The organism is Streptomyces ochraceiscleroticus (assembly GCF_000720485.1).
GTDB lineage: Bacteria > Actinomycetota > Actinomycetes > Streptomycetales > Streptomycetaceae > Streptomyces > Streptomyces ochraceiscleroticus.
The window spans coordinates 12460-37686 of record NZ_JOAX01000041.1 but is presented as its reverse complement, the minus strand read 5'-3'; the positions used below and the strand labels follow the sequence as shown (position 1 = coordinate 37686).

Below are 25227 nucleotides of genomic sequence, written 5' to 3'. Positions count from 1 at the left end.
GGTGCGGGGCTCGGCTCATGGCGAGCCCCGCACCGGTTTCCGGCCGCTCGGTCGTGCCGTACCGGAATCGGCGTACACGGGTGCGCGCGCAGCAGCGATCTTGCTAGCTTGACATGTACCGATAGCTCGCAGGCCCTGAATCAAGACAACGACGCCATTCCGGGGGAAGCAATGTCGTTCGAGGACGAATGGGCGGGTCTCCGCTCGCAGAGCACCGCAGCCGGCACGCATACGCAGATCAACAGCGCCGGGCCGCTGACTCCCGGCGGCAACGGGCTGCTGCTGCCGCCGGGTGGCGCCCCGCCGGTCCTCTCCAACGACCCGGCCAAGAAGAAGGCCGCGGCGAAGGCATTGGACGAGGACGTCGTGCCGGACACCGCGAAGGCAGGGAAGCACGCGGACGAGGACACGACGAAGGCCCAGAAGGAGTTCGACGGCTGGGAGACCGGCAAGGGCCTCAAGAGCGTCATGACCGGCTGGGAGAAGTCGGCCAAGATGCTGCAGAACCGACTCTCCAACGAGCGGCGGGCGCTCAGCAACGCCAACACCGCCCTCCAGGACGGCGACCACACCGCGTACAACGGCCTGCAGCAATGCACGCCGGAGAACCCCTCCGGGAAGCCGCAGCAGCCGCCGCTCCTCCAGCAGCAGGGGCCGCCGTACCTCTACCCGAAGTCACAGATCTCGGGCCTCTGACGACCGCGGGCTCCGGCGCCGGACCATCGCGGCACTGATCGCCGCCTCGACGCACCAGCCACCACCTGAGGCCGCACGGGGGACTCATGCTCAGCTACCACGACGCGCTGCACACCGATCTCAGCACGCTCACCACCGCCGCCGAGAAGTGGGAGAAGGCGGCGGGAATGTTCAAGGACGCCGCCAAGATCTACGACAAGCAGGTCAAGGGCATCTTCGAGGACGGCTCCGCGTCCGGCCGGCACGCCCAGGCGGGCCTCCTGGCCACCGGTACCACCTCGGGCCAGTACACCGGCGCCCAGCAGGAGGCCAAGGCCATCGCCTCCCTCCTCCGCGACGCCCACCACCAGTTCACCGAACTCCGCAAGAACCTCGAGTCCGAGATCGCCGACGCCAAGAAGGCCAAGATGAAGGTCTCGGAGGACAAGGGCGTCTGCAGCTGGGACTGGGACCGCATCGACGCGGACACCAAGCGCGCCATCGTCCACGACCCCAGCTCCCACGAGAGCGAGGAGTACTGGACCAAGCGCATCGCCAAGGTCGTCAAGGACATGGACGAGGCAGACCACGGCGTCAAGCTCGCGCTGGACGCCGTCACCGTCGACTCCGCCCCGCTCGACGGCATCAAGAACGGCTTCAACGCCAAGGCGGAGGGCGACATCGAGAAGGTGGAGGGAAAGCGGGCCTCCGAGCTCGCCACGAAGCTCAACTCCGACGGCAAGCTCCCTCCAAGGGAAATGGCCGAGCTCGCCCGCCTGAACCGCGACAACGCCCACGACAAGGCGTACTCCCAGACGATGCTCAACAGTCTGGGCACGTACAACACCATTAAGCTCGTCAACTCCTTGAATAACGCCGCTCAGCTCAAGGACACCGACCACAAAAAGGGCTACCTGGCCCTCGAAAAGGGCCTTGCCACCACCCTCGCCACCGCCACGAAGGACACGGACTCCGCGTTCTACAAGAAGTGGCGCGAGGACATGAAGAAGACGGGCGTGAAGCGCTTCGAAGACACCGGCGTCGTGGGCCGACTCGACAAATACCGGGGCTACCAGTCCCTGCTCACGCTCATGGAGCAGGGCGATCCCAAGGACTATTCGCCGCAGATGCTCAAGGACCTCGGACATGACCTCAGGGCGGCGGAGGACCCCAAGAAGGGCGGCGACCCTGGCATCTGGGACACCCACGGAACGTTCTCCGGGAAGAACGACGGCTGGTTCGCCAATGACCCCCTCGACGCCACGCTGGGCATCATGAGCCACCAGCCCGACACCGCCACGGAATTCCTCGACCCTGGTCCGCACGATAAGAACGACATGCTCAAGTACCTGCTCGACGATCGGGACTGGGAGATATCGGACGAGACGAAGCAGGTCGGTATCGCCGACCACACCTCGCCCCTGGAGGACAAGGACAACCGCGTCGGCCTCGGCGCGGCCCTGCAGGCAGCGGCCACGGGCCATGTGCCGGGCACCGAGCACGTGCTGGGCGGCCATTCCACGGAGCAGGCCCGGATCATGCACGACATGATCACCACTCTGAACGAGACGGGACAGGCCGAGAAGATGCCGGCGGCGCTGCGCGCTCCCATCGGGCAGGCCCTCAAGGACTACACGCCGGATACGCACGAGATCCTGGCGCGCGTCAACACCACGTACAGCGACCGCGCCCTGGACCCGCACAAGGCCGACATCTGGGGACCCGACAACAACGCCAAGATGTCCGTGACCGAAGAACAGCTGATCAAGGTCATGCGCGGGGTGGCGGACGACCACAAGACCTTCGGTGAGATGTACGACGCGGAGCGGCAGTACAACGCGGTCGCCTTCGCAGACATGCCGAAGAGCAACACCAGCCCGGAAACGCTCAACCCCATTCAGAAGGCGTCTACTGCCCTGGGCATGTACGACGGCGTTCGCGCAGATGTGACGTTCGACATTCGCGACGGCGACATCCAGAAGGCCCGTGATGTCAACCACGACCTCACAGCATCGAGCGGTGTCGTGTTGAACTTCATGGGCGACTACGTTCCGGCGGGCGATGTGGCCAACCGTGTCGTCGACTTCGTCGCGTACGACGCCACCAAGGACAAGATCGCCGAGGCGACCGCAGACTCAACCCATAAAAATTCCCACGAGTTCATGTTCGGTCAGCAAACGGTCGATGACATGGTCGTTTCATGGGCCGGATCACACGGCGAAAAGCCGGACAGCGACTTCACCGAGACCCTGGTCGGGCACCACCAGACCAAGTACCGGGAGGGACGCGAGGACGCGCTCGACTATCTTCGCCCGGCCCACTGACGATCGCCGACTTCGTGTGCCCCGTCGGCGGGGCTTCGGCACTACCGGAACCATGAGAGCCAAGCATCGATGAAGTTCACACATCGCCCAGTTCTCGGCGCCACGGCAATCGCCCTCTGCTGTCTCGCCATCATCGCCGGGGTCCTTTACGCCACCGGTGTCTACGACCGCTGGCGTGACGACATGTCGCTGGACGATGCGTGCGCCGGCACCGTCGCCCGCGGCGATCTGGCGAGCGCCTTGGGAAGCAAAGAGGTACGGGCAAGCGGCGCCGGGGACGAGGGTGAAGGTGCCCTGGCCGCCTGCCAGGTACATGACCGCACCTCCGAGGAAAGCCGACTCGTTCTGGACATCCGATGGGCCGGCGATCCCGGACGGGACTTCCGCCTCGCGCCGCATCCCTCCAGCCACACGGGCCAGGGCGCCGTCGCCCCCCTGGAGCACGGCTGGCCCGGCGTGGCGAGCCAGGGCCCGAATGCGTACCAGGTCTCCCTCGTCATGGAGTGCCGCAACCGCAAGAACGATGCCCTGTTCGTCAACGGCAACCTCCTGCGCGGGGAACACTCGGCCGGGGCCGGCGCCCGCGCCGCCTTCGCGCGCGTCACTACAGAGACAGCCGCACGAGCCGCCAAGCGGTTCGGTTGCAAGGCCGCATCGGGTACTCGCATCACACACATTGCCGACCCGCTCTCCGACGAGCAACGGCGTGTGTCGCATGCAAAGGGCACCTGCGCGGCGCTCCGCCCATACAGCAAGGAGGCCGAGGCAGCCGGCCTCGACGCCGTACGCGAGACTGCCGCTACGCGTAACGCCCCCGTAGAGGACTGCTTCGTCGGTACGGCCGATGACCCCGGCACCCCTTCCTATCGCGCCCTGGCGCTCTTCGGCCCCTACCCCCGCATGGTGCGCGATGCCGGCGACACCACAGCATTCGGCAACGTCGGTAAATCCGGGAAGAACCACACGGCATGGGCTACCGCCAAGTGCCCGGGGAGCTCGGACCGCGCGCTTTTCACCCTGGGGCAGATCGCGTCGGCCAACACCTCCGCGGGGAAGAGGCACTATCTCCCCGCCCAGACCGAGGTGGATGTACTCACGGCATTCGCCAAGGACTCGGCGGATCGCCACGGTTGCACCGATGTCCGGCTACCGTGACCGCCAGGGCTGCCACGTCGATCGTGGCGATGCGGCCCGCCCTGCCTTCCGTACCTCGCCCCCCACTGGAGCAGGAGTTTCGACACCAGCATGAAGTACACCTTCATCATGTGGGCTATGGGGGCGGTTTTCCTCCTAGTGGCATGTGTCAATCCCCGCAGTCTCTTCTGGGCTTTCCAATCCTGGAGATACCGCAACCCGAAGGCCGGTGAACCGTCCGATGCCGCCTACACCCTGCAGCGGGTACAGGCCACCGTGGCGGCGCTGTTTCTCTTCGGCCTCGGGGGCTTCCTCTGGTACCAGGAGGAAGCCTCCACCACCGACGCCGACGAGGTCCGCACCGCCGTGATGAAGGCGGTGCACATTCTGGAGACGGAATCGGTGACTGCCACGAACGGCGACCTGATGGAGCCCAACCATCGCCTCGAGGTCGATGCCGCTCTCGACCAGGCGATGAAATCTCAGTCGCCGGCCCTCGGCCCATCGCCCTGGGGCCTCCAGGCGGAATCCGCGGGTCGGACGGAGGACGGCGGTGAAGACTTCACTGTCACCAATGAAGACCAGCAATACCCGTACTGCATCAAGGTCGTGGAGAACGGCTACGTCGCCAATGACTCCGGGCATGGCTCCGGGGGCGACTCCGGGGATGCCTCTGGGGGGCTGGTCATGCATGAAACGACGCTTGATGTCAGTGTTCACAAGGGGAGCTGCGAGGACTGACGTTGGCGGTGGCCGGCGGAGGCGCGGCCTGAACGCTTGAAGGCCGTCACCACAGGTCATCTGTGGTGACGGCCTTCAAGCGTTCTCACGCCTGCGGCCAAGGGTGGGCGCCTCCCGCGCATGCCCACCCTCGGTCCCGCGCGCCTAGTCGAAGAAGGACGCGCCCTTCTTGTCGCTCAGGTGGTAGTCGTCCCGGCCGTGGCGGATCGCCGTGGACACGGCGTCAAGGGCTTCCTTGATTGCCGCGGTGTCCTGGTTCCACTTCGTCTGGGCCGTGTGGTAAGCGGTCTTGGCCTCGCCCTCCCACATTTCGCTGACGCCCTTGAGCGCATGCATGATCCACTCGAGGTCCTCGTGAAGCAGCTTCGACTGATTCTCGATCTGCTTCGCGGTGGATTCGAGAGTCGCGTAGTCGACGAGCATCTCGCCGTCATTGTGAGCCATGGGGTCCCTCGCTTTCTGCTGCGACCGATAAGCGATCGCTGATGGTCATCGGCCGACTGGGCTCAGAGCATGCTCAGCTTCGAGGGGACCGCGCCCCCCGGACCGACCCCACCGCCGTCGACCACGTTGGCCTGCTTCTTGATGGCCTGCTCGACCGCGTGGTCGGTGTTGCCGGAGAGCTTCCGGGTCGCCTCAATGGCTTCCACGAACCCGGCCAGCTGCTTGCCCATGGAGTTGAGCCTGTTGTTGAGGTCGGTCTGCGTGGTGTTGAATCCACCCGCGCCGATGCCCTTCCAACGGCCCTCGACGCTGTCGATCGCGGTGTTCAGCTTCCGGACATGCGTCTTGATGTTCTCAAAACGCTGGATCAGGTCCTTTTCGAGCTTGGCCAGTTGAGCGTCAGTAAGCTTCGTGCCGCCTGCCATGTCATCCTTCCTTTACTGTTGATGTGCTGAGCGTTCAGGGACGGTCGGATGAAGATCATCCCCGGCGCGCACGCAGGAATGCGAACGCGCCGCCCCCGAGGACGATCACCGCGGCAGCGATACCGAGGCTCGTCCAGAGCGTGCTGTTGTCGCCGGAAGACGCCTTGGCCGACTCGTCCTGCGAACCGGCGTCGGCCTTCCCGGAGTCGGCCTCCTCGCCCTTGCCGGGCGCGCCGGCCGACTTCTCGAACGCGGCCTTCGACGTGTCGAAATCGCCGTTGCCCAGGAAGGCGGGCTGCTTCGGATTGCCCGGCTCCCCCTTGCCCTCCAGCAGATTGAGCCGGGGCCGGACGGCGCCGTACCCGACATACTTGCTGGGATTGCGGTTCTCCATGACCCCGTCAGTCGTCCCGACGAGGACCCGGGCGACCTGGTTGGCATTCCATTCGGGATGCTTGGCCCAGATGAGCGCGGCGGAGGCGGAGGCGATTGCGGTGGCGGCACTGGTTCCTTGACCGTCGCAGTAGCTCTTCAGCGTCTTGTCGCACCACTTGGGAACGTCGGAACCTGGAGCGGCAACCGAAACAGTGTTTCCGTGCGTGGAGAACTTCGAGACAGTTCCCGTGGAATCCACCGAGCCGACGCCGATGACCTCCGGGTACGCGGCAGGGTACTCCGAACGGCTCTTGCCGTCGCCGTCATTACCTGTGCCGGCGAACATCAGCTTGCCCTTGCTGGCTGCGTACTCGACCGCTTTCTCAATCTGCGGGGTGGTGTCTACTCCACTGATCGACATATTGATGATCTGCGCATCACTATCGGCTGCCGCACGAATAGCAGGAGCAATGGTGTCTTCGTCCGGCTTATTCTTCAGGCTGCTGAGAGCCGCCCGGACAGGGAAAATCTTCGCGTCGGGCGCCAGCCCCTTCAGGCCGCCCCCTTTACCAGTGCCCGCGATCAGCTCGGCCATTGTCGTTCCGTGACCGTCATAGTCGTCATGCGCGCCCCCGGAAACCCCCGCGAGATCACGCCCGTTCAAAACCTGGCCGCGCAGAGAAGGCGTGGAGGGATTCACCCCCGTGTCGACCACGGCCACCTTGATGCCCTTGCCCGTGCTCACCTTCCACATGTCTTGGGCCTGCATGGCGTCCAAGTACCACTGCTTCGACTGGACGTCCTCCGCGACGGCGGCAGGAGCCGCGCCCATGAGGCACACCGCCCAGGCGCCCGTTGCCGCCAGGACGGGGAGCGCGCGGCGACGCATCCTCCGCGTATTCCTCGGCCTCGCCGTCCGGTTCTCTCCAGCCGTCATTCCTCGCCTCACCTGAGTCACTCGATGACCGGCGGGGCAGTGTCACGCCGCCGCCCTGTATTCCACGTCTCTTCGTCTTCGGTCGGCTGCCCCGGCCGGCGGTTCTCCTTCTGGGATTCGCCTGGTGACTGCTGTGTACCGGCACCACCGCGAGGCGCGCCCGTTGGGCGCTCCTCTCCTCCGGTGCTGCGGACCAGCCCAGTCCCGCCCTGGGTGAATCCGCGCTGGCCGCGGCCCGGCGCGCCGGGCTCGGAGCGCGGGGCACCGACGACGCCACCCTGATTGGCGGCGAGCCTGCGGGCCGATGCGGCCCTGCCGTCAGCCGACTCCGCCGAAGATTGCGCGCCCGACCCGATGATGCCGCGACCCGTGGTCGCCCCCCGCTCGCCGCCGGGCGTGATGGCTCGCGCACTCGGCGACGATGCGGTCGTACGGCCGGGTGTGCTGGGTGTACCACCGACGATGCCGTTGCGGCTGCCGCGCGGCATCCCTGCGGCTCCCGGGCGTGCACCGTTAACAGCAGGACCGGTGCCCGGGCCCGCCGGGCGACCGATGGCCCGAGGGCTCACACCGCTGGGCCGTCCGGCCGTACCGGGCTGCACCATCGGCCCGGAACGGCCGGTGGTGCCCGGTCGCATGGGCGAGACGGGACCTGTCGTGCCTCGGCCCGTGAGACCCGGCGGCTGGCCTCCGGGCCTCAGCGGGCCGGGAACGCCCGGCAGCTTTCCCGTACCCCGGGGAATCGGCCCCGTGCTGATGGGACCGGTCGGCAGTGGCCCCGGGGCCGCAGGGGGATTCGTCGGGCCCGGCGGCTGTGTCGGCACGCGCGTGGTCGGTTCAGCGGGAGGCGCCGGGGGCGCCACACTGTCGATGCCAACCCTGGCTTCGACGGCCGGTGTGAAGGACTGATGGTGCGCAGTCGGCAGCTGCGGAGCACTTCGCTGATCAACTGCAGCGTGGTGAGCTGGCCCTCCCACGGTCGGCGTGACCGTGTGCTCGGCGCTGCCAGTGGGGCCGGACTCGACCGGGTCCCACGTCGGCGGCGGTGCCGGCACCCCCACCTCCGGCATAGGCGTGAACACCGGCTCCTCCTGCGTGGCCATCGTGTCGTGGGAGACGATGTAGTAGGAGCTGAGCTTGTTCATCTGGGTGATGGCTTCCTGGCGGTCGCCCTCACGCTTCTTGGCCTTGGCGTAGGCCGGGTTGGTGTCGACGCGGGCCGGGGTCGGGATGTCCTTGACGGCCTCGGCGAGGCCGCCGTCCGCATCCCGCTTCGGCATGGACTTCTTGACCGTCGCCAGGCCCTCGCCGGCGTTCTTCAGCTGCTTGCCGGCGGTCTCGCTGTAGGTGGCGAGCCTCAGCGTGTTCTTACTGAGGTTGGCGGTCCACTTGCGCATGGCGTCGCCGGACTCGCCCTCCCACTCGGCCCGGTCGGCGTACTTCTTCAGCTCCTCGCCGACTCCTCTGATCGCGTCGGCGGCCGTGATGAGCGCGTCGCCGGTGTGTTCCAGGTCGCTCGGCCTGGCGGACTCGATCATGTCGAGCATGTCGTCCAGCTCGTGATTCTCGAAGTTCGTGCCGCCGAACCTGGTGAGCGCGGGGAGCATGATCGGCGCTGTTCCGGCGGCGGCCCGCAAGCCCTGCCGTGTCCAGGCCAGCGCGGCCGGATAGTCGGGCCTGACCTCGCGCGACGTACTTTCGTCACTCATCTTCTGTCCCCCTTCCGATCAGAGCTCGGTGTGCTTGCGGTCGTCCCGCTTGTCGCGCGGCTTCTCGTGCTGCTCGTCGTACCGCTCCTGAGTCCGCGTCCGGATCTCGTGATAGCGGCGCCGCTGTTCCTCGTCGATCGCCTCGAAACCGTGCTGGGTCCCCAGCACGGCGATCCCCATGGCCTCGATCTGGTCACCGAGCGTCTGCGACAGCTTCGTCAGGTGCGTGTGCACCCGCTCGTACATCCGGCTGAGGTCCGCGGCCTCCGAGAAACTGCTCGCGCCGAACGAGGCGCTGGGGAGGACCTGTTGGCCGAGCTGGTCCTTCGATCCCGCAGACGATTCGAGCTCCCGCAGCGCGTCGTCGACCCTCTTCTTGAGGGAGCGCAGCTCACCCGGTCCGAGCTTGACGTGCGACCGCGCGTCCTGGCCCGCAGCCGACAACGGTTGCGGCGCCTTGCCCAACTCCGACTCGGGAACCCCCATGTCCTCTCCCCATCCCCCGTTACGTTCTTCTCGACGTCTGCAACGTCTGCCGTAACACTAGTCAATTCAGTCAGTCAGCACAGTCGCGTATCACACGAAACGACTGCCACACCCGCCCCGGTTTCCCACCGGAGAACAGCTTCTCACCCCCCACTGACATCCCCCGTCACACCGGATGGTCAACATTGTCACGACGAGCGGACCACCCGACCGGGCGACGCCGGCGCCAGTCGCGGTGGACGAGCGCGGCTCCCGCGATGACCGCTACCAGCACGCCGCCACCGGCCACCGCGTACGTGCCCAGACGTTCGTCGCGCTGCTGCGGGGTCTCCCCGATCGGCAGGTCGGGGACGTCGGGGAGCGCCCCCTTGCTGACGCCGCCCTGGGCGACGGGGCGGTCGGTCGGGCCGCCCTCCTCGTTCATGGCACGGACCGGGTCCACGACGCCCCAGCCGACGTGGTTGTCGCGGCCGGGGATGGAGCGTTCCGCGGTCTGTTCGATCTGGGTCACGACGCGATGCTGCGTCCAGTCCTTGTGCTTGGCCCGGATGAGGGCGGCGACGCCGGCGACGTACGGGGCCGAGAAGCTAGTTCCGTTGTCGACGCACAGGCCGCCCTTGGGCACCGTGGAGACCATGTCGACGCCTGGCGCCGCCACGCCCACGAAGGGACCGGACTGCGAGAAGACGGCGCGTTCGTTGTTGCGGTCCGATGCGGCCACCGCCAGGACACCGGGGTACGCGGCCGGGTAGGTCTCCTTCACGTTGCCGCCCAGGCCGTCGTTGCCCGCCGAAGCGACGACCACGACGTCGCTGTTCAGGGCGTTGTCGACAGCGCGCTTCAGCACATTGTCGTCGGGGAGGGCCTTCTCCGTGTCCTGCGAGATGTTGATGACGGTGGCGCGCTTTTGAACGGCGTAATTGATCGCGGCGGCGAGCGTTTCCGCATTGCCGCTGCCCTTGTCGTCGTTCTGCTTGATCGGGATGACCGTCGCTTTCGGGGCGATGCCGACGAACGCGTTGTCCTTGGACGGGCGTGCCGCGATGATGCCCGCGACTTTCGTGCCGTGGCCGACGTAGTCGGACGTGCCGTTCGCCTTGCCGCGCGGGGTCGCGTCCCCGTACCGGTCCTTCTTGGGCTTGAGCGGGAGCAGGTTCTTGCCGCCGGCCGCGTCGACGGCGTCCGTCAGCTGACTGTTCGTGTTGTCGACGCCGGTGTCGATGACGGCGACCCGCTGCCCCTCGCCCTTGGTGTCCTGCCAGAGCTGTTCGAGCCGGAGGCGCCGGAGGGACCAAGGCAGGCTCTTGATCGGTGTTTTCGAGGGAAAGGTGCACTGCGTGGTGTCCGCGGCGCTCGCCGTGGGCGCGCCGACGGCGGTCGTGCCGACAGCGGTCAGCGCCGTCGCCGCCAGTACGGTCAGGCAGCGCCTGGTCAGGTCCCTTACGGCCATGGGTTGCTTCTCCTCCGCCTCGCGGCCTTACGAACCCTGCGGCTGCCGGGCGCTGTTGGTGTCCAGGCGCGGCCCCGTCGGCAGGAATTTCGACCATGTCAGGGGGACCGGCACCGGCTTGATGCCGCCGTACCCGAGACGCTTCTGCGCCTTCATGGCTTCCTGCTGCGCTTGCTCCTTCGACTTCTTCCCGCCGTCCGTGCCGATCTCGGACGTGGCCGTGCCGCTGTCACCGTTGGTCTGTACGCCGTACCGAAGTCCGGAGTCGGTGGCCAGGAAGACCGAGCCGGTGCTGGTGTCCGAGCCCTGCACCTGGCGGAAGAGCAGCCCGGAGCCGGGCGTCACGTAGGCGCTCGTCGTGTCGTTGACGATCTTCTGCGGGTAGTTGGTGCCCGCCCACGTGCTGAGCGTGGTGTCGGCGTCCTGGGAGTCGACGCCGCGCAGCACGCTGCAGACCGTGTCGCGGCCGCCGTACGTACCGGCCGGAAAGTTGACCCGGTGCGTCTTCGTCTCGGGCCAGCGGAGGTTGCCCCCGAACTCGGCCCCCGGAGTGAAGGACTGGCTGCCGACCTGTACGGGCTTGGCCGCCTGGTGCAGCGTGCCCAGCTCGGGGCTGGCGAGCAGTAGGTACGCCATGAAGTCCGTGATGGGCGCGATCCGGTCCTTCAGGACGACGTAGTGCTGCATGGAGCCGTTGTAGGGCGCCTTCAGCACCGTGCCGATCTTGTTGATCTCCTGCGGGAGCGTGTCGCCCGGGATGTTCGGCACGTTGCCGACTCCGGGCCCCACGGACTGGAAGTCGATGGGGTCACCGGGCTTGAGAGTGTCCAGCCAGTCGTTGCTGACGCGCTGCGGCTTGTCCGTCCCCTCCGTCCCCATGAGCGGCCGGAGCAGCTTCTCGTTGTTCGCCAGCTCGTACTTGTAGCCCCGGTGGTCGACCATGTACAGCTTGCCGCCCTGGCCCCGTACGTACATGACGTCGCCGCGCTTCAGACGCTGCCGGCCGTCGACCCTGCTGGCTTCCCTGTCGTCGAAGACGAAGGTGGCCTTCTGCACGTCGCCGCCCTCGCCCTGCTGCTCGCACACCGCCCACCGCTTGGCCTTCTTCGCCTCGTCCGAGCTGGGCAGCCGGTCGGGCGCGTACGGGATGCCCAGCGTGGGGCCGTGCGGGATCTTGCCGCTGTCGAGGACCTTCTCGTCCACGTTGACGACCTGGAAGTTGTCCGTCGTGAGGAGGAGCTTGGCGGAGGCGAGATTGAGCACGGGGTGGAGCTGCTTGTGCTTTTTGGTCTTCAGGACGACGTACCGCGTGGTCGAATCGCTGCCGATGATCACCTTGTCGCCGGGCTTGTCCCAGCCCACCGGCGCTGTGGGCTTGAACATCCCCCACGCGCCGAATCCCGCGACGAGGACCGCGGCCGCGATCATCCCGGGAACGACGGCCTGCAGCGGACGCGGGGCGCCCTCCTCTGTGCCGCTCGGTGACGGTTGGAGGAACGACGCGACCAGCCGCCTTTTCGCGAACGTGTAGGCGTTGAGCTCGTCCCGCCGTGATGCCATGTCCGCCCGTTTCTCCCCACTGCGCCAACTGCCCCGTTATCTCCACCTCTCGATGCGACGCGTGACACCGAGGGAGACCACTATGCCGAATCATGGCGAGTACTCGCCCATGGGGGCCGTTCCTCACGACACTGAGTTGACATCGCGGGCAGCCGTCGAGCGGTACACGCGGCCAACTCGCCCGGCCGAGACGGCAGTGACGGGTGATCTCGGAGTGTCGCTCAAGTAGTAGTGTGGTCGCCCTGATTCACGGCCCTTCTGCGAAAGGGACGAGCGCGGACACTAGGGGGCTTCCGGGGGATGGGAACGGCGACACGGGTGCACCCCTCCGCGGACCACCGCGGTGATCGCGGAAGCCGCAACCGCGGACGGCGCGCGGCCGACCGGGACACGCCCCTGCCCTCCGGCACACGGCCTGCCGCCCCCGCTTCGACGACCCTGCGAACCGAGCGGCGGACCAATCGCATCGGTCCCGTGAAGCTTCAGCAACTCGTGCTGATCGAGCTGGCGTTGGCCGTGGTGCTGGCGGCTGCTGCGGTGAGCATGTTGTTGCTCGTGCCCGCGATCGTGGTGGCCGTGGCGCTCGTGCTGCTCGCGGTGTTGCGCCGGCGGCGGCTGTCGATACGGGACTGGCTGTCCACGGTGCTCGCGCTGCGGGCGCGGAAGAGCGCGGCCCGGCCGCTCGACCAGCGGGTGGATCCGAGTCTCGCGCCGGCCGCCGAGGCGGTGCCCGGGCTGCGGACGTACGGATATCTGGACCGGGACCGGCGGACGGTCGGGATGGTCGGGGACGGGACGTTCCTGACGGCCGTCGTGCGGGTCGAGGCCAAGGGCAGCGCGCTGCGGCCGCCGGGCGGGGCGCGGGCGCTGCCGCTCACGCTGCTGCACGACGCGCTGGACGTGGACGGGATCAAGCTGGAGTCCGTCCAGGTGGTCCAGCACGTGCAGCCCGCGCCCGCGCCGCATCTGCCCGAGCATGCGGTGGCCCGCCAGAGTTACCTGCCCCTCCAGCAGCAGACCGGGGCGCCCGCGCTGCGGCTGATGTGGGTGGCGCTGAAGTTCGATCCCGAGCTGTGCCGGGAGGCGGTCGAGGCGCGTGGTGGCGGTCTGCCGGGCGCGCAGCGCTGCCTGACCCGCGCGACCGACCACTTGGCCAGTCGCCTCACGGGCGCCGGCTTCCTGGCCACGGTCCTCGACGAGCAGGAGCTAATAGCGGCCCTGGCGACCTCGGCCTGCGCCAATCCGGTCGCGACCGCGCGGGCCGGCCTGCCCGACGCGGCTCCGGCCCGCCGCACGCAGGAGTCCTCCCGGGTGTGGAAGTGCGACGACCGGCTGCACACGACGTACGGGGTCGGGCGCTGGCCTGAGCTGGGCCGCTCGGCGACGCCATTGCCGCGCCTGGTGTCGGTACTGACGTCCGTACCGGCGCTGGCCTCGACGTTCAGCCTGACCGTGACGGCCGGCGACCGGCACGGCGCGGCCGGGGTGAGCGGCCACGTACGGCTCACCGGGCGTTCGGACGCCGAGCTCTCGCGGGCGCGGCAGCAGTTGGAGGCGGCGGCGCGCGAGGCAAAGCTGGGCCTGGTCCGGCTGGACCGGGAGCAGTTGCCCGGTGCGGTGGCGACGCTGCCGCTGGGAGGTGCGCGCTGATGCCTTCCGCGACTTCGGCCCTGCGGGGCCTGTACGGACCTCGCAGGGAACGGCATGTGGTGCCGGTCGACGACCTCGGTGCGCTGACGCTGCCGCTCGGCGACGACGGCCTGACGGTGGGCCACGACGCGGAGAACCGCCCGGCGGTGCTGGGGCTCTACCACCCCGCGCCGTTCGACATCCTGCTGGTCGGCGGGGTGTGGACGGCCCAGGCACTCGCGTTGCGTGCTGCCGGTACGGGGGCGCGAGTCGCCGTCGAGACGGGCCGGCCCCAACTGTGGACGAACCTGGCGCATGCGGCGGGTGCGGGGCAGGAGTGCCTGACGCTGCACGATGTCGGGCGGGTGCCGCCGATGGGCGCGACCGTCGGCAGCCCTGTACTGGTCGTGCGTGACTGCGGGATGCGGCCGCCGCGCGGGCGGGTCTCCTCGGCGCCCTGGCAGTCGGTGCTGACGCTGCTGCCGTACATGAGCCCGGTGGCCCCTCGGCTGATGAACGCCGCCGGCCTCGTCGGCCTGCAGCGGATCTCTCCCGATGAGGCCGCGCACGCCGCACGCATTCTGGGGCTCTCGCAGACCGATGTCGCCGCGCTGTCGACGATCGGCGACGGGGTCACGCTCTGGTGCGGTGACAATCAGGCGCGGCAGTACGTCATGACTCGGCCGACGGAAGCGGAGACAGGGCTGCTGGGGAATCCTCGTCGGGTGGACTGAGGGTCGGGGACTGCGGGGTCCGGTGGGCTGAACTTCCGTTGGACTCTCTCTGGGGCTGACTGGCTGGCCTGCGCCTGTGGGGCCGGTGGTCGGGAATGGCGATCGGGCGGGTGGTTGAAGGCCGGTCGGAAGGTTCCGAAGGTTCGGAAGGTGTCGAGCAGGGGGCGATTTCGGACTGTCGGGACGTTCCGGATAGTTGGTGCGGTCGGGGTAGTTGGTGCGATCGGTAGCGCTTCGGTGGTTGGGGCGCTTGGCCTGCTACCGGGTGAAGAGGGTTGAGGTGGGTCGGGAGGCGGCTGGGGAGGGGTGGCCTCTTTGCTGCTACGACGTGGGGGGGGGACATGCGTAACCTGAGGCAACAGACAGGTATCGGGCGAAGGCGGGCCTGCCGGGCTGTCGGCGATGGCGTTTAGGCTTGGGTCCAAGCGACAGGGGAACCCACGGGAACGCCCGGCGTGTCAGGGGGATCCGGCGATTCGGCGTACGTGTGTCAGCGATGCGCGTGAACGGTGTCGCGTCGCGGGGTTCAGAGGTACCAGACCACAGCAGGAGGCGTAGTGAGCAGCGATCGGGACGAGATCCGCACGGGCGGCATCACCCCCGGCGAGGATCAGTCCGACGCGGATCCCGAAATGACGGGTGAGTTCACCATCGACTACACCCCGCCTGCTTGGTACACGCAGAACGCCGATTCGGGGGCGGGTGCCGGGACCGGTGCGAGTGTCGGGACCGGTGCGGGTGCCGGAGCCGGAGTCGGTGCCGGAGCCGGAGTCGGTGTGAGTGGTACCTTGCCGCCGCCTCCGCCGCCGTTGGGTGAGCCGCTGTTCCCGCCGGTGGTGACGCCGTCGGCGCCTGCCGCGTCGAACACCGGGGGCGAGGGACCGTCCTCGACCGGTGGCGGGCCCGAAGGCCCGGCGAGCCCGGGCGGGGATTCGGCCGACGGGTCGGGCATGCGTTTCTCGTCCGGCGCGCTGCGCGCCGAGATCCAGGAGCGGGCCGACGCGACGGAGAAGACCGGTGACGCTGCCGGTGCGGCGGCTTCGGAGGGTTCCGGGTCCGCGGCCGGGGACGCGCAGGACGCTGACCGGGATGCCGCAGGGGCCGGTTCGAGCGGCGCTGCCGGTGTCGGCAGTGGCCAGGGCGCGCCGGGCGCCGCTGAGCCGGTGGTCGAGCAGCCCGAGCCGTTGAGCGAGGACGCGGCGCCCATGACGCCTCCGCACGGTCAGTCGGCCGCCGGCGCATGGTCGCCCGCCCCGCCGCAGGCTCCCGCGCCTTCGCTGCCGCCGCTGCCGCCGGAGTTCCGGCCCGCCGAGCCGCAGGAGCAGAACGCTCCCGCGGGCCCTGGCCCTGACGTACCGCAGTCCGGTGCGTGGTCCTCGGCCGGCCAGGGGCCGGCCCAGGCACCTGCCGCGCCCCAGGGCGATTACAGCTTGCCGCCGGCAGCGGGTGCTGTGCCGGGGCAGCAGGGCGGGGCGCAGCCCGCGCCGGGCAGCGAGGAGCCGTCCGCGCCGAACCAGGGCGCGCAGCAGGGAGGCTACGGCTACCCGGCTCCGGCACAGGTGCCTCCGCAGCAGGCGCCCTCGCAGCAGGCTGCTCCGCAGCAGCCGATGCCGGGACAGGCCACCCCCGCACAAGCCGCCCCTGCACAGGCCGCCCCCGCACAGACCGCGCAGGCCCCTGGACAGACACCCGGGCAGGCCCCCGCGCAGACCGCGCCCGGTGCTCAGCCGGGAGCGCAGCCCGAGGGACAGCCCGCGCCCGCCACTGGGCAGCCCGTGCCGCCGAGTGCGCCGACCCCGTCGCCGCAGTCCGGTCAGGGATGGCCGCCGGCCGCGGGCGCGCAGGGTGCGCCCGGCGCAGCCGGTCAGGCCGCGCAGCCGGGTCAGCCCGGCCCTCAGCCGCAGCCTGCGCAGGGACAGCCCGGTCAGCAGCAGCCCGCGCCCCAGGGCCAGCAGGCCGGGCAGCCCGGTCCCGCACCCGTACCCGGTGCGCCCAGCCCCGCACCCGTACCCGGTGCTCAGCCCGGTCCCGCACCCGTCCCCGGTGCACCCGGCCCCCAGCCCGGTTACGGATATCCGCAGCAGTCCGGGTACGGCTACCCCCAGCAGTCCGGCTACGGCTACCCGCAGCAGCAGCCGGCCGGGCCCGGTCAGCCGGGTCAGCCGAACCCCCAGCAGGCCCAGCCCGGAGCCCAGCCCCACGCCCAGCAGGGCCACCCCGGACCGCAGCCCACCCCGTACGGCCAGCCCGGCCAGCCGCAGCAGCCGGGCCCCCAGGGCTACCCCGGCGGACAGGGCGCCGCGCCGCAGGGCGCCGATGCCTGGTCCGGTCAGGCGCCCGGGCAGCCCGGCCCGCAGCAGGGCGTACAGGGCCCGGCCGGTGCGCCCCTCGGGTACACCGCTGCCGTCGAGCTGTCCTCCGAGCGGCTGATCAAGGGCAAGCAGAAGGCACGGAGCAACCAGCAGGGCAATTCGCGGTTCAAGCTCGGCGGCAAGAAGGAGGAGGCCGAGCGCCAGCGCAAGCTGGACCTGATCCGTACGCCCGTGCTCTCCTGCTACCGCATCGCGGTGATCAGCCTCAAGGGCGGCGTGGGCAAGACCACGACCACCACCGCGCTCGGCGCGACGCTGGCGACGGAGCGGCAGGACAAGGTCATCGCGATCGACGCCAACCCGGACGCCGGCACCCTCGGGCGCCGTGTGCGGCGGGAGACCGGCGCGACCATCCGCGACCTGGTGACCGCGATCCCATACCTCAACAACTACATGGACATCCGGCGGTTCACCTCGCAGGCGCCGTCCGGTCTGGAGATCCTCGCCAACGACGTCGACCCGGCCGTCTCGACGACGTTCAACGACGAGGACTACCGCCGCGTCATCGACATCCTGGGCCAGCAGTACCCGATCATCCTGACCGACTCCGGTACGGGCCTGCTCTACAGCGCCATGCGTGGCGTGCTGGACCTCGCGGACCAGCTCATCATCATCTCCACGCCGTCGGTGGACGGTGCGAGCAGCGCCAGTACGACGCTGGACTGGCTCTCCGCGCACGGCTACGCCGATCTCGTCTCGCGCAGCATCACCGTCATCTCCGGGGTGCGCGAGACCGGCAAGATGATCAAGGTCGAGGACATCGTGTCGCACTTCGAGACGCGCTGCCGCGGCGTGGTCGTCGTGCCGTTCGACGAGCACCTGTCGGCGGGCGCCGAGGTCGACCTCGACATGATGCGGCCCAAGACCCGGGAGGCGTACTTCAACCTCTCGGCGATGGTCGCGGAGGACTTCGCGCGGGCGCAGTCGGCGCAGGGGCTGTGGACGCAGCAGGAGAGCGTCGGCCACCAGCCGCCGAACTCCGCGCCGCCGATGCCGGGCGGGTATCAGCAGGCTCCGGGCCAGCAGATTCCCGGCCAGCAGGTCCCGGGCCAGCCCCAGCCGGGCCAGTACCCCGGTCAGCCGGGACAGCCGGGTCAGTACCCCGGCCAGCCCGGACAGCCCGGTCCGCAGCCGGGCTGGCAGCAGCAGCCCCCGCAGGGGTACCCGCAGCAGCAACAGCCGCAGCCCGGCGACCAGTACGGCTACGGCTACCCGCAGCAGTCCGCTCAGCCGGGGCAGCCCGGTCCGCAGCCGGGGTGGCAGCAGCACCCTCCGCAGCAACAGCCCCCGCAGCAGCCGCAGTAGGAGCGGCGCGGTAGCGCGGACATGAGTGAACCCCCTTGCGGTGCAAGGGGGTTCACTCGTTCACGACGTCTCAGGAGGCGCGCGGCGGGTCTTACCGGGGTCCTTCCTGGCTGACCAGCGCGCGGGCCTGCTTCACGTCTATGGCCATGCGCTCCAGCAGCGCGTCCAGGGTGTCGAACTTCTCCTGGCCGCGGATGTACGCGACGAAGTCGACGGCGACGTGCAGGCCGTACAGGTCGAGCCCGACGCGGTCGATGGCGTACGCCTCGACGGTGCGGACCTTGCCGTCGAACTGCGGGTTCGTGCCGACCGAGATCGCGGCGGGCATCGCCTCGCCCTCGACGTGCAGATGGCCCGCGTACACGCCGTCCGCGGGGATGGCGGTGTGCGGCAGCGTCTCCACGTTGGCGGTGGGGAAGCCCAGTTCGCGGCCGCGCTGGGCGCCGCGTACGACGACACCCTCGACGCGGTGCGGACGGCCGAGCACCTCGGCAGCGCCGGCCATGTCACCGGCCGCGACCAGGCGGCGGGTGAGCGTGGAGGAGAACGGCTCGCCATCGCCCGCCTCGCCGCGCTCGAAGAGGTCGACGACCTCGACGTCGTAGTCGTACGTCCGGCCGAGCTCGGCCAGCGTCTCGACGTTGCCCGCCGCCTTGTGCCCGAAGCGGAAGTTGGGGCCTTCCACGACAAGCCGGGCGTGCAACTTGTCCACCAGTACCTTCACGACGAAGTCGGCGGGTGCCAGCTTCGAGAACTCCTTGGTGAAGGGGAGGATCAGCACGGCGTCCACGCCCAGTTCGGCCATCAGCTCGGCCCGCCGGTGGTGCGGCGCGAGCAGCGGCGGGTGCGTGCCGGGCCGCACGACCTCGCTGGGGTGCGGGTCGAAGGTGACCGCCACGGCCGGTACGCCCAGCTCGCGGGCGCGCGCCACGGCCTTGCCGAGGATCAGCTGATGACCGCGGTGTACGCCGTCGTAGGAGCCGATGGTGACGACGCTGCGCCCCCAGCCCTCGGGGATGTCCTCCAAGCCACGCCAGCGCTGCACTGTGCCCGCTCCTTGCCCGAACTCTTGACTGTTCACTACACCGATACGGCATTGCGCAGGTCTAAGACTGCCATGCCGGACGGTGTGGTTCGCGCGAAGGGTGGGCTCACCTCGCTCGCCCGCGCGGGGAGCGGCCGATGAGCGCAGGCGGGGCCGGGCGCACGGACGGACGCGGAACACGGCTCAAGCCGGATGCGGAGCGCCTTGGGAGGGCGTACGGACGGCGCCGTGCGCCATGGGGCGCGTGGGAGCGGTGGGATTAGTGGGAACAGCGGGGGCGGGGATCGAGGCCGGGGGGCGGGGGGCGAGCATGGCGCGGGCGCTGGGGCCGACGATCGCGGCCCACTCCGCGGGGGCCGCGGCCAGCCATGTCCGTACCATCGCGGCGAAGTCCGGCAGCAGACGGCCGAGCTCGACCAGCCGGCGGTCGAAGCGGGCCGCGCCTTCGAGGGTCCGGACGTGGAGCAGGCCGGTGCGGTGCACGAGGTCCCGGGTCTGCGCCTCGGGGCGGCGCGCCGCGCCCTGCGCGGCCGCGCACAGCAGCGCGTCCAGCACGGTGGCGTCGGGCGCGGCCGGCTTGCGCTCACGCTCCAGCAGGACGTCCAGGAGTTCCTGGCGGAGCGGGCGGGAGGCCGTGCTGCCGGCCCCGGCCAGTACGGGCACCAGCGCGCACCGCACCGGCGCGGCGTGCGCGGTCAGCAGCCGTACGGCCAGGGGGTGGAGCACGGAGCGGGCGCCGGGCCCGGCCTCCAGCCGGTGGTCGACGAAGTCCGCGACGTGGCGGGCGGCCGTCCAGGGGAAGCGGATGGCGTACTCGTCCACGAGCGCGGCGGCGCGCCGGGCGAGCCCGGGGGTCGAGACGCCGGCGAGCGTACGGAGCACGGCTTCGGCGGCATCGGGCTCGGCGCGCCCGGCCTCGGCGTCGCCGGATCCGCCAGGCGCTTCGCCGCCCGTGGCCAGGGAGTGTCCGGCGCTCGTCGGAGACCGGCGCAGCCGGGTCTGAAAGGCGGCGAGTACCGGTTCCGGGTGGCTGGTGAGCGCGGCGGTGAAGGCGGCGGGCGGCAGCGCGGGGTCGCCCGCCATGAAGCCGGCCAGCGCCCGGTCCAGGTACCGGGAACGGGTGGCCCGGTCGCCGACCAGCAGGGCCAGCGCGGACCCGTGGACGCCCGGGGCTCCCGGGCGGCCGAGGAGGGTACGGGCGGCCTCCCGCAGCAGTTCACGGTCCGCGTCGGTGGTGGCGTGGGCCGCGACGACCAGCGCGTACGAGGCGGCGGCCGCCCGGCGCGCGGGCCGGTCGTCGCGCGCCCAGCGGTCCACGGCGCGGCAGAGCGCGGCGGGCTCGTCCTCGGCGAGCGCGGTGAGGAGCTCGTCGGCGCGTGGGTGCGCGGCGGCGGCGAGCGCCTCGGTGAGGCCGTCGGTGGCGCGCCGGCGGTGGGTGTGCAGCAGGGCCTGGGCGGCGGCCGCGACGGTGGGTTCCTGGGGCGGCCCGGCGTCGGCACCGGGCCGTACGACGCTCCGGCCGCGCTGCAAGGGCCGCTCGTCGTCGAACCAGCGGCACAGCAGCGGCTGTACGCGCCGGGGATCGGCACACAGCAGCTCCGCCGCGAGTCCGAGGAAGCGGGGGCCCGGCGCGACGACGCATTCGACGGAGGCTGTCCCACCCTCGTACGCCGCCGCGTTCTCCGAGGGCGGGCCGTCGGCCGGCAGCAGGCGGCGGACGAGGTCGAGGCGGGTCGCAGGGTCCAGCGGCAGCCGCCGCCAGAACCAGGGCCCGAACGCGTCGAGGCCCGTACGGTCGAAGCCGCCCGCCAGCGCCGAACGGTCCGTCACCCGGGCCGCGAGGAGGTGCAGCACGCGGGCGTACGGTGCGGCGTCGGGCAGTCGCAGCAGGACCTCGCCGAGCAGGTGCTCGGCCCACCACCGGGCGTCCGGCGCCGAGGCACCGGCCCCTCCCCCGCCGGTCCCCGTCCGCTCGCCGCTCCTTCCCGCCGGCGCCGTGACCACCTCGACCAGCCCCTCCAGCCTGCGGCCCAGCGCTTCGGGGCCCGCGCGGCGGCCGAGGAGCAGCAGGGCCTGGACCACCGGCCCGATGCGGTGCCGCGGCACGGCGGGCGGAGCGGCGGCGTCGGCCGGCCGGCCGACGCGTCCCCCGGCCGGCCCGTGCACCAGCGCGTCCAGCGTCTCGTCCACGTCGAGGTGTGTGCCCTGCAGCCAGTCGGCGAACTCTTCGTGCGGGAAGCGGTAGCCGGCGCCGGCCGGCACGAGCAGCCCTTCGGCGAGTACTGCGGACGCCCACCCGGTACGCCACGGGAACAGCTCGTCGAACGACGCGCGGTCCAGTTCGCCGCGGCCGGGGCCGAGGCAGCGGCGGGCGGCCTCGTGGGCGCGGCCTGCGACCCGCGCGGCCGACCGGCGTACGTCCGTGCCGCGCGCCCCCGGTGCCCGCCCGGCCCCTGGCGCCCTGGCCGGCTCCGTGGCAGGCCGCGCCAGCCGTTGAGCGACGCGCAGGCACAGCAGGTCCAGGTAGCCGCCGAAGATCTCGTGGCGGTGGGGCGTGCCCATCCCCCGCGCGTCCTCGCCCGCGGCGACCAGGGACGTCCGTACCTCGGTCAGCAGCCGCAGGGCCAGCGGGTGGCCGGCGTCCGCGGTGGTCAGCGCGCCGGCCGGCAGACCGTACCGGGCGCGCGCCCGGGCCGCCTCGCGCGGCGCCAGGTCGCCGAGGCGTACGCAGGGCGGCAGCGCGCCGGCCGGCGCGCCGGGCGGGGTCACCGCCGGGTGGCGCGGCCGGTGCAGGAAGGCGGCGGGGAAGAGGGCCCCGGCGGTCTCCCAGTACTCGGGGCGGCAGGCGACGATCAGCCGGGCCCCGGCGCCGTGCAGCCATTCCGCGGTGTCGCGGGTCCAGTCGGCGAGTCGCCGCGCGAGGTCCGGCGGCAGCTCCTCGGGGCCGTCGAGCAGGACCAGGAGGGGGCGCCCGGCCGCCCGCGCGAGCCCGGCCACCTCCTCGGGCGTGGCGGCCGCGGGATCGCCCGGGGCGGGCCCCGAGGCGCTGAGCACCCGGCCCGCCGCACGCAGCGCCCGCCCGACCGCGTCCCGCAGCCCCCGGTCGGCGGCCCGCAGATCGGCGCCGCGGAGCCGGACGGTGGGCGCGGGCGCCTCCGCCCGCGCGCGGCGGGCGGCGAGCGCGGCCAGTTCCGTGCTGCGCCCGGTGCCGGGCTCGCCGACGAGGGCAAGGACCCGCGCCGCCGGGCCGCCCACCGGAGTACCGACCGAAGCACCCACCGCACGGGCCCCCGGCTCGGCCACCGCGGCACACGCCCCGAACGCGGCGAACTCCTCGGCCACGCCGGGCCGTTCGACCGGTTCCCGCCACGGCCCGGGGCCGCCCGCCGTTCCCATGGCGGTCGTGGTGAGGGCCAGCACGCCGGCCAGGTTGAGGTCCGGGCCGTACGCGGGAACGGTCGCGGCGTTACGGGCCAGCAGCGCGGCGAGCGGCCCCCGCGGATCGGCCGCCGCCGCGGCGTGCAGCGCCATCGCGAACCCGCGCGGCACGGCCTCCCCCGGCCATGGAGAAGCGCCCGACACGTGCGGCAGCATGGCCCCCGTACTGCCCGCCGGCCGCCCGCAGTGCAGTGCCGTGCCCACCACGGCCAGTACCGCCCCCGTTCCGGCGTCGGTGACCAGCCCGCCGACGGCCGGGCCGCCCAGCCGCAGTGCCTCGCCGGCCGGCCCGGGCACGGCCAGCTCGACCGCGTCGGGCAGGTGATGGCGGCGATCGGTCGCGGTGTAGACGACGGCAGCGCGCCCCACGACGCGCGCCACCAGCGCGTCGGCCCGCTCCGCCGACTCCCCGGCCCGCTCCCCCGGCGGGCCGTCCCGCTCCCCGTCGACGTACAGCCGTACCTCCGTCCCCGGCCCCGGGCGCCCCGCGGCGACCGGCAGCGGCGGCAGGCCGAGGCCGGTGGTCCGGATGAGGGCGAGGCCGGACTCCGGGAGCGGGGTGACGGCGTCGGCGCCGACCGCACAGGTCCGCCCGGCCGCGCCCTCCAGAACCAGGCGGGCCAGCCCGTCGACCGCTTCGTGGCTGGTCAGCAGGGTGCCGTCGGGGTCGGCGAGGAAGCCCGTGCCGCGCGGCCGCCCCGCCAGGTCGCGGATGCGCACCAGCGCCCCCGCCGCGTCGGCCGCCTGCACCACCATCGCCGTACCTCCCGCCGTCGCCGAAGATCCGGGTCCGCGCGCCGCTCACCTCGGGCGACGCGCGTACCGGGTCATTTCGACCGTAGGCAGCCGGTGATCGTCCTGGACAGGGCGCATGGCGAACGCGCCCCCGTCCACGCCCGCGGTTCGCTCCGAGCGCCCGTCCGATGGGGTGAATACGCGTGCGCCCCGAAAATGACTGCGTCCCGTGAGCCCTCGAGCTCACGGGACGCGGACACGGCACGTCACGGGGACGTCAGACGAAGACCGCCAGGCTCTTCGCCTTCCCGCCCTTGTTCTCCAGCAGCGCGAGGAACGTGCCGTCCGGCGCGAACGCGGCGACCGCGCCGTCCGTGTCGAAGAGCGGCATCGGGATGCGCGCGCCGTTGCCGAGCAGCTTGGCCTGCTGCGCGGTGACGTCCCAGCGCGGGAACGCCGCGGCCGCCGCCTCGCCGATCGGCATGATCGGCAGGCCGCCGCCCTCGGGCTCGTCCACGGCCGCCTGGAGCTGCTCCAGCGTGCGCGCCTTGTCGAGCTTGTACGGGCCGACGCGGGTGCGGCGCAGCGCCGTGAGGTGCCCGCCGACGCCCAGGCCCGCGCCCAGGTCACGGGCGAGCGCGCGGATGTACGTACCGGAGGAGCACTCCACGGAGACCAGCAGGTCCGTGACGGGCGTGCCGTCCTCGGCCTCCGTCTCGTGGACGGAGTGCAGGACGAAGGAGGAGACGGTGACCGGGCGGGCCGGGATCTCCACCTCTTCGCCGCCGCGCACCCGTGCGTAGGACCGCTTGCCGTCGATCTTGATGGCGCTGACCTTGGACGGCACCTGCATGATGGCGCCGCTGAGCTCCGCGATCCCGGCGTCGATGGCGGCCCGGTCCACGTCCTTCGCGCCCTTGGACTCGGTGATCTCGCCCTCGGCGTCGTCGGTGACGGTGGTCTGGCCGAGCCGGACCGTACCGACGTACTCCTTCTCCGTCAGCGCGAGGTGACCGAGCAGCTTCGTGGCGCGCTCGACACCGAGGACGAGCACGCCGGTCGCCATCGGGTCCAGCGTGCCGGCGTGCCCGATGCGGCGGGTGCGGGCCATGCCGCGCATCTTCGCCACGACGTCGTGCGAGGTGAAGCCGGCCGGCTTGTCGACGATGACAAGACCGTCCGGCGGGGTGACCTTCTGCTTCATTCGGCGGCGGTGTCCTCGTCGTCGTCCTCGCCCGGCTTGCGGTACGGGTCGGCCTCACCGGCGTAGTCGGCGCCCGAGGACGCCTCGCGGACCTTGGCGTCGGAGGCCCGCGCCTTGTCCAGCAGGTCCTCGATGGTCCGGGCGTTCTCCGGGAGGGCGTCCGCCACGAACGTCAGGGTCGGCGTGAACTTGGTGCCCGCGGCACGCCCGACCTCGGAGCGCAGGATGCCCTTGGCGCTCTCCAGTCCGGCGGCGGCGCTGGCCCGGTCCTCGTCGTCGCCGTAGACCGTGTAGAAGACCGTCGCCTCCCGCAGGTCGCCGGTGACCCGGGTGTCCGTAATGGTCACGTGGGTGCCGAGCCGGGGGTCCTTGACACCGCGCTGCAGCTTCTGGGCGACCACCTCCCGGATGAGGTCCGCCAGCCTCTTCGCCCGCGCATTGTCGGCCACTGGTCTTCTCCTTCTGGTTTCTTTCCACCATGGTGCTTGCGGCGCCGACGGCCCGC

General features: G+C 71.1%; 18 protein-coding genes. 7 read left to right on the top strand and 11 right to left on the bottom strand.

Going from position 1 to position 25227, the window contains the following annotated elements:
- Positions 1–171: 171 nt before the first annotated feature.
- From IG84_RS38440 to IG84_RS0134590, 4 genes are all read left to right on the top strand, one after another.
- Entirely contained in the window at positions 172–696 is a 525-nt protein-coding gene (locus IG84_RS38440; protein WP_051862802.1) for a hypothetical protein, read from the top strand.
- A gap of 86 nt (positions 697–782) precedes the next feature.
- Positions 783–2999: a hypothetical protein gene (locus tag IG84_RS0134600; protein WP_031066503.1), complete on the top strand. Its 2217-nt coding sequence runs from the start codon at positions 783–785 to the stop codon at positions 2997–2999.
- Positions 3000–3068: 69 nt separating this feature from the next.
- Positions 3069–4154: a hypothetical protein gene (locus tag IG84_RS0134595; RefSeq protein WP_031066500.1), complete on the top strand. Its 1086-nt coding sequence runs from the start codon at positions 3069–3071 to the stop codon at positions 4152–4154.
- 90 nt (positions 4155–4244) lie between these two features.
- Positions 4245–4874, top strand: a complete 630-nt coding sequence (locus IG84_RS0134590) for a DUF6199 family natural product biosynthesis protein (protein ID WP_031066497.1) — start codon at positions 4245–4247, stop codon at positions 4872–4874.
- A 144-nt stretch (positions 4875–5018) separates the two neighbouring features.
- On the opposite strand, the gene IG84_RS0134585 is transcribed toward IG84_RS0134590, so the two are convergent.
- From IG84_RS0134585 to eccB, 7 genes are all read right to left on the bottom strand, one after another.
- Positions 5019–5318 carry a WXG100 family type VII secretion target gene (locus IG84_RS0134585; protein ID WP_031066495.1) on the bottom strand — a complete coding sequence of 100 codons (300 nt, stop codon included), beginning with the start codon at positions 5316–5318 and terminating at the stop codon, positions 5019–5021.
- A 62-nt stretch (positions 5319–5380) separates the two neighbouring features.
- On the bottom strand, positions 5381–5743 hold the full coding sequence (locus IG84_RS0134580; RefSeq protein ID WP_037801267.1) for a hypothetical protein: 363 nt from the start codon (positions 5741–5743) through the stop codon (positions 5381–5383).
- Positions 5744–5798: 55 nt separating this feature from the next.
- Positions 5799–7007, bottom strand: coding sequence for a S8 family serine peptidase (locus tag IG84_RS0134575; RefSeq protein ID WP_245659707.1), 1209 nt, complete (start codon positions 7005–7007; stop codon positions 5799–5801).
- A 65-nt stretch (positions 7008–7072) separates the two neighbouring features.
- On the bottom strand, positions 7073–8764 hold the full coding sequence (locus IG84_RS0134570) for a hypothetical protein (RefSeq protein WP_031066488.1): 1692 nt from the start codon (positions 8762–8764) through the stop codon (positions 7073–7075).
- 18 nt (positions 8765–8782) lie between these two features.
- Positions 8783–9250: a hypothetical protein gene (locus IG84_RS0134565; RefSeq protein ID WP_078649794.1), complete on the bottom strand. Its 468-nt coding sequence runs from the start codon at positions 9248–9250 to the stop codon at positions 8783–8785.
- 166 nt (positions 9251–9416) lie between these two features.
- Positions 9417–10700 (bottom strand): type VII secretion-associated serine protease mycosin, encoded by a 1284-nt coding sequence (gene mycP, locus IG84_RS0134560; protein WP_031066481.1) that lies wholly within the window; start codon positions 10698–10700, stop codon positions 9417–9419.
- 27 nt (positions 10701–10727) lie between these two features.
- Complete coding sequence (gene eccB, locus IG84_RS0134555; RefSeq protein ID WP_031066479.1) at positions 10728–12260, bottom strand: type VII secretion protein EccB; 1533 nt, start codon at positions 12258–12260, stop codon at positions 10728–10730.
- Between the two features lie 300 nt (positions 12261–12560).
- Here eccB and eccE point away from each other — a divergent pair, with 300 nt between their 5' ends.
- The 3 genes from eccE to IG84_RS0134540 all read left to right on the top strand — a co-directional run bounded on the left by eccE (position 12561) and on the right by IG84_RS0134540 (position 18300).
- On the top strand, positions 12561–13910 hold the full coding sequence (eccE, locus tag IG84_RS0134550) for a type VII secretion protein EccE (RefSeq protein WP_078649793.1): 1350 nt from the start codon (positions 12561–12563) through the stop codon (positions 13908–13910).
- Entirely contained in the window at positions 13910–14623 is a 714-nt protein-coding gene (locus tag IG84_RS0134545) for a hypothetical protein (protein WP_031066469.1), read from the top strand. The genes eccE and IG84_RS0134545 overlap by 1 nt, the downstream gene beginning before the upstream one ends.
- A 557-nt stretch (positions 14624–15180) precedes the next feature.
- Positions 15181–18300, top strand: coding sequence for an SCO5717 family growth-regulating ATPase (locus tag IG84_RS0134540; RefSeq protein ID WP_031066466.1), 3120 nt, complete (start codon positions 15181–15183; stop codon positions 18298–18300).
- Positions 18301–18391: 91 nt separating this feature from the next.
- Here the strand turns inward: IG84_RS0134540 and IG84_RS0134535 are convergent, their stop codons facing one another.
- From IG84_RS0134535 to rbfA, 4 genes are all read right to left on the bottom strand, one after another.
- Positions 18392–19345: a bifunctional riboflavin kinase/FAD synthetase gene (locus IG84_RS0134535; RefSeq protein ID WP_031066464.1), complete on the bottom strand. Its 954-nt coding sequence runs from the start codon at positions 19343–19345 to the stop codon at positions 18392–18394.
- Positions 19346–19528: 183 nt separating this feature from the next.
- A complete protein-coding gene (locus IG84_RS41735) occupies positions 19529–23539 on the bottom strand; it encodes a hypothetical protein (protein ID WP_063761909.1) in 4011 nt (1336 codons plus the stop codon).
- Between the two features lie 256 nt (positions 23540–23795).
- Positions 23796–24722 carry a tRNA pseudouridine(55) synthase TruB gene (truB, locus tag IG84_RS0134525; protein WP_031066461.1) on the bottom strand — a complete coding sequence of 309 codons (927 nt, stop codon included), beginning with the start codon at positions 24720–24722 and terminating at the stop codon, positions 23796–23798.
- Positions 24719–25171 (bottom strand): 30S ribosome-binding factor RbfA, encoded by a 453-nt coding sequence (rbfA, locus tag IG84_RS0134520; RefSeq protein WP_031066459.1) that lies wholly within the window; start codon positions 25169–25171, stop codon positions 24719–24721. The genes truB and rbfA overlap by 4 nt, the downstream gene beginning before the upstream one ends.
- Between the last annotated feature and the right edge of the window lie 56 nt (positions 25172–25227).